Genomic DNA, 11,036 nt, shown 5'->3' with positions numbered 1-11,036 from the left:
CTAGCAACAGCAACGCTCTGTTAAACATGGTTTTTAGCATTAGTTGTGGGTGTAATAGCAGTGGTAATTATCGAACCCGATCTAACGGCCATATCGAACCCGATCTGACGACTAGCAATAGCAACGCTCTGTTAAACATGGTTTAGCATTAGTTGTGGGTGTAATAGTAGTGGCAATTATCGAACCCGATCTAACGGCCATATCGAACCCGATCTGACGACTAGCAACAGCAACGCTCTGTTAAACATGGTTTTAGCATTAGTTGTGGGTGTAATAGTAGTGGCAATTATCGAACCCGATCTAACGGCCATATCGAACCCGATCTGACGACTAGCAACAGCAACGCTCTGTTAAACATGGTTTTTTTAGCATTAGTTGTGGGTGTAATAGCAGTGGTAATTATCGAACCCGATCTGACGGGCAATATTAATAGATATAACAAGAAAAACATAAGGTATTGAATTAATAGTATTAAACGCCTATTTTGTTCGATGTTGTTGTCCATAATCAAAGCAAAGGATACCCAACGTCTCTACGTAGAGGACAAATTTCCCTGTCAATCAGCAAAGTCATGTACGTTTTCAAACGTAAAAAATTTACCTAGATAGCATTTAACTTTTGCATTTAACATTAAGTACGATTAAGAGTGCCCTTTTTGCGGTAATATAGATATATCTGAAGAAATAGTTTGATCAATGTCAAAATTCGAATAGAACACCTGTGGATAAAGTACTTTAAAATCAGTGAACTATCGAACCAGATCTAACTGTTCGATATGATCATGCGTTCGAACCTATCTTGATCATGCTTTTAGTTTACTGATGATCATGCTTGCGCTTTTTTCTTGATCACCAGTCCGGCGTGTCAAACCCGATCTGACTATGGAATCCTATATTAAACAACAACATATCTCATGGTTATTAATTCTTTATGTCAAGGATCATTTTAATCAGATCTAATCAGTATTTATCAAGTTAAAAACATATTTAAAAAGATCATATTAAAAAAAATTGCTTGTTCTTTCATGTTTGATCCAACGAGAAAAATAAGCTAAATTGAATTTAACTCTGGTTCGTGTGGTCATAAAATGGACGGCAAAAATAGTACAATCATTCACTGCGAAGCAGAAGCGTCACCAACGCTGTGGTCAGTAATTCACACTTCATCAGCACGAACAATGGAAAAGTTCGTCAGAGCTACCTCCGAACTATGCAGTGGTTCTCCTGATAACGTTACGACTGCTGAAGCTGTTGCCAAACACTCAGGGCTTTCAATACATCGTGTACGGGATCGTATTCGCGACCTAATTGAAAAAGAAATAGCAGTTTCCTTTAAAGCAAGCGATCATATCGATAGTGTTACGGACCATCGAGTACGCCTAGTACAAATCAAAAAAATCACTGATGCACCAGTGGCACCAGTGACTATTCGAACGAACAATAGAACGAAATATGTAGAGGTAGTTAATTACCTAGAAAACAACAATATTCACGATCTGGAGCGCCTTACAGGAGAGGGCGACATTTTGCAAGGGTATCAAACGCCGTCGCCTACGATTATCAAGAAGCTTTTTGCTCCTGGGTCGAGCCAAAGGCAGTTTACCGAGATAGAAACAATGACCAGCTTTGGTAGAAAGACAAGCTCAGCTACCGGCGCTTTTGGTGTTATGAATGCGCAAGATAACAGTGTGCAAAATGCTATTCAAACGCTGTCTTGTCGCTATGTTGCAAATTTGCCTGACCATATAATACATCGGTTGGCACAATCGAAAGTGAATGACTTTAGAATCCCTATTTGGACTGATGACGTTCATAGATTGACGAAAGTGGGCAAACCACGGACTGCCACGCGAGAAGAAATTTCACTTTCTTTTTTGCGTATAAGCAGAACTGATTTCCATGTGTTTAACAGTGGAGGATTATCGGATCGTCTTGGCCAAGACCAACCTGATGGTGTGTACTTGGATTTCCGTTTTTTGGAGAGTTTAGATATACCGGCTTCTAAAAACTCAAGTGAAGATGACTTTATACCAAACCAATCAAACGTTAACTATGATGAAGAGAAAGCTTATTTAGCTAAAGCAAAAAGGTTGTACGGTGAAGACTTTCCATTCAAATGTGTGCTTATTCGCTGGAATTCAGAGTTTTTTAGGAAAATGCTCAATGCATCCACAGCCTACGCATTATCGTTACCGCAACTAAAGTTACCTCCAATTTTAAATATTCTTACTGACATCCTAAGAAATGACTACTATGGCGAAAATAAGATTTTCAGAAACAGAGTAAGCTTTAAATTGACATTGTTTAGTTTGTTCACGCAGGTTTGGCCAAGTGAGAACGACGATTCGATAGATGATTTAATTCTGCAATTTCAGAAAGAAGTCCGATTCCTTAGAAGAAATATGCCCGACGACTGTACGTTCTCTACTAACAAAACCGAACTGCAGCTATTTGGTATTACGATAGATATTGATTGGTTTAATCTAGAGTTTTATCGAGAAATGAACAGGAACTCGATGATCGAGGTAACGCTGGATGAGAAAAAATTAGTTGAATCTGCAAAAGCTCGTTTTCAAAACGATGGTAACAATACGCCGACCTTACCAAATCCTCTCAAAAGACTAAGAGTAGCTTATAAAGATCTTGACTTGGACCCGCATCCTCGACAGATCAAGAGTGAAACTAGAGATCTATTGAATCGACTAGATGGTGTAAAATACGGCAAGTACGTCTACACATTCACAGTCCAAGGAATTTCATTCAGGATCTCGCGATATATAGAGCCAGAACGCTTAAGTAAATTGTACGCTCAAATCGCAGTACTTGCTGACTGTGACTTGCGACAAGTCAACCTTCACTTTAGCGATATTATTACGGGTCTGGAAGATATACCACGCTTGTCATTCGAACAGATAAAGTCGCTTGCATTACAATGCGACGTCTCTACAACTGATGTGGTCAATTACCTTTCTACACGTATTCGTTACCTTGACCGATTGGAAGCGAATAACTTTCAGGAAGTAGTAACGCATTTCAAGACTCGTTAACACCGAATGAGTATTGACACCAAAATACTCATTAACTAAATCGAGAGCGATAAGCGCAAGCGCTTTAACCTGTCCTTGTGTTTATCATTCTCGATTTCTTGCTCTTAGAGCAGAAAAGTCACAGCCTTGAGTGACAGCCGTAATTGTGCGGATTTGGCAATATTAACAAAGCCTGAGAAGGCAACTTTAGGAGAAATACTCATGTCGAACAAGATAGACGATCTGGTACAAGTCGCTGAGTTGGCGTTGCAAGCAAAATGCTTAGACGCTGTTTTGAATATCAACAACCAATATGTCGGTCAAGATATAAACGAACAGGACTATATTGAATACAATGAAGTTCTAACGGGCATTTGGGCCGAGATTATAGAACTGGCTCAAGCTGTATTCTGCCAATCTAAGAGTGTTTATATAGCTATAAACAAAGAAGTATTGGCCTCTTGCTCAACGCTCTTTAGGGAAGTGTGGGTAGGTGCTATCAGTGACTTAACCAGAAAACTAATTGCATAATGACTCGAAAGAGCACTTACATTAGTCGATAAGAGATGAAGCAACTTTTGCTTCATCTCGTTTTACCCGATAGGAATAAATACTCAAAAACGACATATCGTGGTTCTTTGCGCTTGCATATTTCATTCAATTGGCATCATCAAAAGTGCAAATTTGCACATAAAGGAGATGTGAAATGAATCGACGTAGGCAGTATGCCGTTTTCACACAAAATGGCATTCCCGAACTGATTAAGAAAAAGATGTACTTTTTGGCGAGAGAATTAGCAAGCCAAGGTGTGCAAGAGTAATAAAGTCTCATACTGAGTATTAAAGTGTCATACTAGGGAATAAAATATCATACTCAAAAGGCAGCGATTTGATCTCGCTGCCTTTAGTTTTTGGTTCTATGATCTGTACACGTAGCTCATTTCTGGACAAAAATAATTTAGAATAATCACTCCAATATTGAAGAGGGGGAATGATAAATTTGAATAGAAATTTAACCATTATGAATAGGGAGGCTTCACCTCCCCTTTAAACAGCAAACTCTAAGCAGTAACAGACTGTTTGATTAGATCATAAATTACATCGTCAGAAAACTGAGTTTTAAACTCAACCTTTACTTCTTTGCTGATCTGATTGAACAGTTCTTTAGCGTGCTTGATTTTACGCTCTTCCTCTTTTCTAAGCGTATCTTTTCCTTCTACATTCTTAGTTTCAATGATGAAATTCAAGTAATCCCCTTCACTGGTCTTAACTACATAAGCAAAGTCAGGAGAGTAGGTATAACCACCTGCTACAGGGATTTTTATTGAGTTTTTTGGGATCTTGGTAAAGACCGATACAGACTCAATTTCACCATCGGTAATGTTGAGCTTTTCCAGCTCAGAATCATAAAACACATCTTCAAAGAGGTAGCTGTCCAGTGGTGGTAAAGAATGATCCGAATGTACACCGAGATCACTTGCTGTAACATCCTTCAGAACTTGACCTGCTTCATCTGTAAATTTAGTTGGATGTAGGCTGTTGGAAATGATGTTATATCCTAGCCCAAACTTGTTAAATGAGTTATGCAACAAGAACTTACTAAAGCCTGATTTAATCTTTCTGATGGTTTGAATGTTCAAATAATCAGTAATATCAATCGTCCCTTGCACGGCTACAAATGCTTTGTGCAGTGTTGATGGTTTGATAAATGCCGTTTGCGATAGGCGATTAACAAACTCTTTGTATGTCATAGTGCAGAACTTAGTGAAGTCATCATCATCACCAAATACTGTTTTTGACATTGCCGTATCATTGCTCACATACACTTTTTCAATACGTGTTTGAACGCCAGTCTTTTTAAACTTCTCAGACTCTTCAAGCAAATAGGTAGTGAAGAGCTTTAGGAAATCATTCTCGCTAGCGATTTTATACTCTAATACTGCCTTTTGATTGATCATTTCCCAAAGTTGTTTTAGCTCATCAAACTTACCAACTCGCATTTTGGAACGAGTTTTCCCCTCTGTGGCAACTTTGATTTTTCCGCTCTTAACACCGCTAGGGAAAGCGTTAGGATACGCCTCTTTTAACTGCGTATAAGCCGTTGCGCCGAGTAAGTTTTTACTTTTGTCGATGATCCCTTTTCCAAGTAAGTCCATCATCAAATCCAAAGCCTCAAGATCAGGGTATTTAGATAAGATTTTATCCTCAAGCTCTTGAGTTAACTTAGATGGGACAGTCTCTTTGAATGATGTTTCATTCACTTCTTGAACTAGAGAGGCAACAAAATCTTTCTCAGTAAAATCTACGAAGTAGTTCAGCCTAAACTCACCATTCACACGAGCCATATATTCATTCACTGGCAAACGTAAGCCTCGACCCACTTCTTGAAGCTTTGATGTTGTACTGCCACTTGAACGTAACTTACAAAGGGTGAAGATATTTGGGTTGTCCCAACCCTCTCTAAGCGTCCACTTCGAAAAAATGAATCGTCTAGGGTTATCTAAAGACAAAAGCAGTTCTTTATCGTGCAAAATTTCATTAATCTCTTGCTCGATTTTTTCGTCTTTATCACTGTTATCCTTCGAGAAATAACCACCGTGAACACTACTTATATCAGCAATAGTTCTTTCCAAATACCGCTTGTAGAACTCATCTTTTTCGGTTTTTAGTAGTGCCTTAGCTTCAGCCAAAGTCCATTCTTCAAACTTGGTTTTCAAGCTTCCAGAGATGTTATTTCCGTCACGATAACCCTCGATGTCATCTATGAAAAACAGAGTCAGAGGTTTGATTCGTGGGCGCTGTGTGAGCATTTCTCTCTCAACTTTGAAATGCTCTTTAATCGCCCTACGCATCATATTATCTTCGAGCGTATCTGAGTATGAGTATGGGTTAATAGATTCATTAACTTTTAGCTCAACACCATTACTCAGAACGATCATTTTTGTGTTCATCGACTCAATGTATAGGTCGTGAATTTCAGTGTGAGCCTTGGCTAATGATTCACCTTTACCAACTTTGATAGTGCTCTTTGAACCGTTTTCATTTAACTCAAAGCTTGCCTCTTTTGTGGTCGATTTTTTGAGCGTCAAACTAGCAACATCATCACCAACCATCTCCTCAATAAAGGTATTAATGCCTTTAACGAGGTCATCATTAAATGCATCAACAGCCGTTAAACGATAGACAAGATTTTCGTAATCCTCATTAAACGTTGCGCCATAGCGGATGATGCTTTGAGCATTAAACTTTTCAATGTTATTCCACGTTGTCTTTGCTTTAGGAAACTTATGCGGTTCATCAATGATAACGAACGGCTTTACAGCACCAATTGCTTCAATCGGTGTGTTATACCTGTTATCCAATAAGCCACGGTCATATACTTCCGTCAAAGATGGGGAGTTAACCATTCCTGAGTTAATCACCATTATGTGAATGTATTTTTTGTTGTAGTTATTTGCTTCTACAAAATCGTGAATCGCTTGAGGCATAAACGATTTGGTGTTTTTCTTAGATGATTTTTTACTTTCAACAACATACGTTTTAAGTTCACGCTCTGTCTCTCTAAAGTGTTCTTTGAGCGCATCACTTTTAAGAAAGTTCACCGTACCAGCTTTGATCGAAAGCGTTGGTACAATGATGATGAATTTATTGATACCAAAAGCTTTGTTCAACTCGAACATCGTTTTGGTATAGGTGTAGGTCTTACCTGTACCTGTTTCCATCGAGACATCAATCACATTACTATTCTCGTTATAATGCTCTTTGCTGTGCTCGATAGCATTAAACTCGTGAATAGCCTTTATGTTTGAACGTTGCTGTGGCTTGGTGATAACGAGTTCTGGATTCGCTAAGAGCCGAACACTTTGATCGTCATCGAATTGTGGCTCTGCACCGATAAACATATTGAGAACTGCGTCAACACCTGCTTTTTGGTGTGGCAAATTCTTTTCAAAAGTGAATCCTTTGCTCATTAGTTACGCACCACCACATCAATCTCGATAGATTTCTTATTTGCATAGCTCTTCAGTGCTTCGTTCAACTCCATCTGCTTAACGCTGTCGAAGTTGTTGGCGTAATAAACAATCTTGTTTGGGTCAAAATCTTTGTCATTCGTATCATCAAGTTTGTGAAGTAAAGCTTTGAGCGCATTGCTGCTAAAGTCTGGAGCAATCATATACAAGCGTCTATCACACAGGTGTGCCGTATATCCATCGAGATCAATATCGTAAATAGGAGTCGTTAACTCGCTACCATCATACAAAGCCCAAGTGGTGAGTAACGTTTGATACTGCTCATCAGTCAAAAGAACATCATTGAACATAGTAAGATTGGATAAAGTTAGTTCCTTATCGTCTTCTTCAATACGGAAATCTTCGACTGTTTCAAAAATTTTAACCCCCATATCGCCCCTATAGTCAGGGTTTTCGCTACTAATAAACTCTGACGCTTTCAGAACTCTTTGTTTTGTGATGTCAAAAATTGTTGTATACCCAGCTTTATTGGCTTCTGATTTTTCAGGAACGGCCTCTGGTATTTGCACCAAAATAAATTTTCGGTCGCCGTTATCCCTAGCATTCAGTGACATAACTGCTTGAGCCGTAGTTCCTGAGCCAGCAAAAAAATCCATTACTATGTCACCATCATTTGGCTTCACCGAAATAGACGCAGCTAACTGAATTAACTTTGTTGGCTTAGGCGTACTGAATGGACTTTCTTTAATCAAATCATTGAGCTCTCGTTTAGCTTCTTGATTGTGTCCAGCCTCTTGGTATGACCATATAGTTGTCGGAACACGACCATCTTTAACTTCACTTAAAAAGCTCTTATAAGCAGGTACATCATTTGTGCCATTTTTCCCCCACCACACACGGTTATCAGATTGTTTCTGCTCGTGAACATCTTTTGAATAACGCCAAACTCTACTTTCCAAAGGTAGAATCTCTTTCCCATCAGGACGAACTATTGGATAGTAAAGATTAGGTCTCTCAGCTCTGGATTTGTTACAAGTCGAATCGGTAGACTTCCAAGCCCCTCTGAGATCATTGTCAGGGTTTTTATAGGCGGAGTTTTGCTTGTCAGTTCGAGGTAATGGAATCGGTCTCCAAACTTGTTTGCTTTTTGCGTAAAGTAAAACGTGATCGTGCATATCGCTCAAATATGTTGCATCATTTTGAGGTGAATATTTTTTTTGCCAAACTATATTTGAAATAAAGTTAGCTTCACCGAAAACTTCATCACACAACAGTCTTAGTTGACTAACTTCATTATCATCAATGGAAATGAAAATCGCACCATCTTCACGCAATAGCTCTTTAGCAATATAAAGCCTAGGATACATAAAAGTAAGCCAAGCACTATGGCTGCTAGAGCCTTGATCTGCAAAACTCAAAATACGTTCAGCTTCATCAATATCTAGACCAGCCAACTCTGCCAGCTGTTCTTTGGTAAATTTACGGTCATCATTATAGACAAAACCATCTGACCCAGTGTTGTATGGCGGGTCAATGTAAATCATCTTGACCTTCTCGCTATAGGCATTAACCAAATGCTTTAGCACTTCAAGATTATCGCCTTTGACAAGTAAGTTTTTACTGTCTTTATGTTGCTCTTGAGCGTTGTGCTCTACATCTTCGTAAATCAGGGTTTTAGGTGGTAAGTTTGCCAACAAACGAGAGTATGATTTACCTAACCAGTTCAACGAGTAGCTTTCTTTTGATAGCTCAATGTCATTGTCATTAACAACTTCAAGCATTCGCTCTTGAATGAAATTACCATCACGATCAAAGCAATTTGGGAAGTGTTTCTTGAGAATCGCAAGCTGTTTGCTATTGGCTGTCTCAACGTTTGAATATACTGTCTCTTCTTTAATGTTCATCTTTGTTCCAAATTCAATGATTTGTGATTAATCGTTGTCTGATTTAGCTGTAATTTTAATAGATGCTTCTGTAAGCCCAATACGCAACAACTCAGCGATAGCACCGTCTAAGCTCTTGAAGATACGAGCCTCATAAGGCTGCCTTGAACTGCTCAGTACAAGCGGCTCACCATCCCACTCCATACCGTTAAATACGACTGTGTATTCACCTTTGCAGCCCACAACTTGCGCCTGATCTAGAATGCCGCTCTTAACTCTTTCTTTCGCCATAGAGCTAAGAATGCAGTTTCCACCATTTAACCCTGAAATCATTCTGACTCACTCAATAATCGTTTTCGCCACGATATCAAATATCGTAGCAAAACTGTAGTGTTGTATGAGATTTCGATAAGTGAGTATTTATGCAAAGTAAGGAAACTTACTACTTCACTGGTAAGGCTTTGGTGAAACTAATAAAGGGGCATAAATGAGACAGGAATTACCCAAACATCACCTCTAACAGTATGAAACTTTATTACTCAGTTTCAGCTCCATTTTAGTCGTGGTGCTCATTTCAGTATGATACTTTATTTTTCTGAGGCGTTGTTCATAAATGCAAAATCAATAAGTTAGATACCTGTGAGTATGCGACTTTATTACTCGTGTACACAAGGCTTCATTCAGCGAAATGGAGGCAACAGCGTAGACGATTGGTTTAGACAAGGGGCACTAAAGTACCAAGCAAATAGCGTTCAATTGTGTTTGCCGTGGGACGGTTATAACGATCACGAAATAGGCGATGGCAATGCAGTCGGTAATCGCCAGATTGCGATGGCGGTAACATCTCGATATTTAAAGGGATTTCGTGCAATAAACCCTCACCAAAAGATGATAATTTCAAGAAATGTTTTTTTGATACTTGGATTTGATTTGAAGCATCATGCTGAATTCATCGTCTGTTACACCAAGTGCGGAACTAAGTCCTTTAAGGGCTTAAAGAACCTTAGTCAACAGTTGTGTTTAAAATTGGCAGCAAGCTATAACATTCCTGTTATCAATCTCGGCAACCCCGACGATATGGCAATCGTTGGCAGCTTGATTGAGCGTGTGAAAACAACCATCCAATGACGCATTTTGGCTATTCTTTAAGTGTTTGAAAAAAAGAGTTGTCACTCAAATCAGCCAGTTGTTTGAGTGACACAAGGTAGTTCTATATAACATCCCTTCAATGGTCGAGTTAACTCAATTTGTATTTTTGAAATCTAAAGTAGTTTAGAAGCCTCATTAACAAAAATATATCGAGGCAAAAATGTTTACGTTTCTATCTAATACTAAATCCGATCAACAAACAGCGGATGCACTTGCTACACAGCTCCATAGTGCGAATAAGGACTATAGAGTGGGTAAGCCCTCCATAAGCGACCAAGAATACGATTCTAAAGTAGAGGACTTGCGTCAGCTTGATAGTGAACACCCATATCTTCACATGGTTGAAGCTGAGCCTCTAGGCTCATCTAACTATACCCACGAGCATCCAATGCTTTCGACACAGAAAGCGTATTCTAGAGCTGAAATCCAATCTTGGTTATCTGCGGTAAAAGCGGCAGCTGAACAGTGTGGTGAGCAAGCGATTATCCGCGCTACGACCAAGCTAGATGGTGTTGCGTGTAAGTTCGTTCCAGGCTTTGCTTCGGATATGCCAATACTAGCGACTCGCGGTAATGGTGCTATAGGAAATGTGTGTACCAGTTTATTAAAAAAAGGTTTGAAAATTATCGGGGACGCTGACCGAGAATGTGTCGGTGAAATCGTAGTTCCTACCGACTACTTTAATGCTTATTTATCCAATGATTTTAGCCACCCTCGCTCGTTTGTTGCTGGTGTCGTCAATGCTGATAACCTGAGCGACCAAGCCACAGCGACGCTTATTGACGGTGCGTTACATCTAGTGTCAACGCCAGTTTAAAATTGACCCACTTATCGACGTTATCGCCGAAGTAAAACTGACCCACCCAAGTAATTAATTTTTACTTTCAGATAGATTTTCTAGAACTGTTGGTATGGTTCCAGCCGCCTTCTTTCCTCGTAATCGGTAGCTTTCTCCACTGATTTGTACGATGTGCGAGTGATGAAGAAGCCTATCCAGTAATGCCGCCGT

8 protein-coding genes are annotated in these 11,036 nt (G+C 39.3%); 4 read left to right on the top strand and 4 right to left on the bottom strand.

From position 1 onward, the window contains the following. Positions 1 to 1,087: 1,087 nt before the first annotated feature. The gene (locus tag VTH8203_RS12380; RefSeq protein WP_096993949.1) at positions 1,088 to 3,046 is read left to right on the top strand and encodes a hypothetical protein; all 1,959 of its coding nucleotides are present in this window, start codon (positions 1,088 to 1,090) and stop codon (positions 3,044 to 3,046) included. A gap of 201 nt (positions 3,047 to 3,247) precedes the next feature. Then, the gene (locus tag VTH8203_RS12375; RefSeq protein WP_096993948.1) at positions 3,248 to 3,556 is read left to right on the top strand and encodes a hypothetical protein; all 309 of its coding nucleotides are present in this window, start codon (positions 3,248 to 3,250) and stop codon (positions 3,554 to 3,556) included. A gap of 529 nt (positions 3,557 to 4,085) precedes the next feature. On the opposite strand, the gene VTH8203_RS12365 is transcribed toward VTH8203_RS12375, so the two are convergent. Genes VTH8203_RS12365 through VTH8203_RS12355 form a run of 3 tightly spaced genes read right to left on the bottom strand, consistent with a single transcriptional unit; the run spans position 4,086 to position 9,211 of the window. Beyond that, positions 4,086 to 6,995 (bottom strand): type III restriction-modification system endonuclease, encoded by a 2,910-nt coding sequence (locus VTH8203_RS12365; RefSeq protein WP_096993946.1) that lies wholly within the window; start codon positions 6,993 to 6,995, stop codon positions 4,086 to 4,088. Then, entirely contained in the window at positions 6,995 to 8,899 is a 1,905-nt protein-coding gene (locus VTH8203_RS12360) for a site-specific DNA-methyltransferase (RefSeq protein WP_096993945.1), read from the bottom strand. The genes VTH8203_RS12365 and VTH8203_RS12360 overlap by 1 nt, the downstream gene beginning before the upstream one ends. A gap of 27 nt (positions 8,900 to 8,926) precedes the next feature. Next, a complete protein-coding gene (locus tag VTH8203_RS12355; protein WP_244181208.1) occupies positions 8,927 to 9,211 on the bottom strand; it encodes a hypothetical protein in 285 nt (94 codons plus the stop codon). Between the two features lie 306 nt (positions 9,212 to 9,517). On the opposite strand from VTH8203_RS12355, the gene VTH8203_RS12350 reads away from it, so the two are divergent. Together VTH8203_RS12350 and VTH8203_RS12345 are read left to right on the top strand one after the other, a co-directional pair. Beyond that, the gene (locus VTH8203_RS12350) at positions 9,518 to 10,006 is read left to right on the top strand and encodes a hypothetical protein (RefSeq protein ID WP_158296135.1); all 489 of its coding nucleotides are present in this window, start codon (positions 9,518 to 9,520) and stop codon (positions 10,004 to 10,006) included. Between the two features lie 181 nt (positions 10,007 to 10,187). Then, complete coding sequence (locus tag VTH8203_RS12345; protein ID WP_096993943.1) at positions 10,188 to 10,844, top strand: DNA ligase LigA-related protein; 657 nt, start codon at positions 10,188 to 10,190, stop codon at positions 10,842 to 10,844. Positions 10,845 to 10,898: 54 nt separating this feature from the next. Here the strand turns inward: VTH8203_RS12345 and VTH8203_RS12340 are convergent. Next, positions 10,899 to 11,036: ATP-binding protein (locus VTH8203_RS12340; RefSeq protein WP_244181154.1), on the bottom strand; the 138-nt coding region annotated here is incomplete at its 5' end.

This window comes from Vibrio thalassae (genome assembly GCF_900089835.1).
GTDB classification, from domain to species: Bacteria; Pseudomonadota; Gammaproteobacteria; order Enterobacterales; family Vibrionaceae; genus Vibrio; species Vibrio thalassae.
This window is presented reverse-complemented; position numbering and strand designations above follow the sequence as displayed.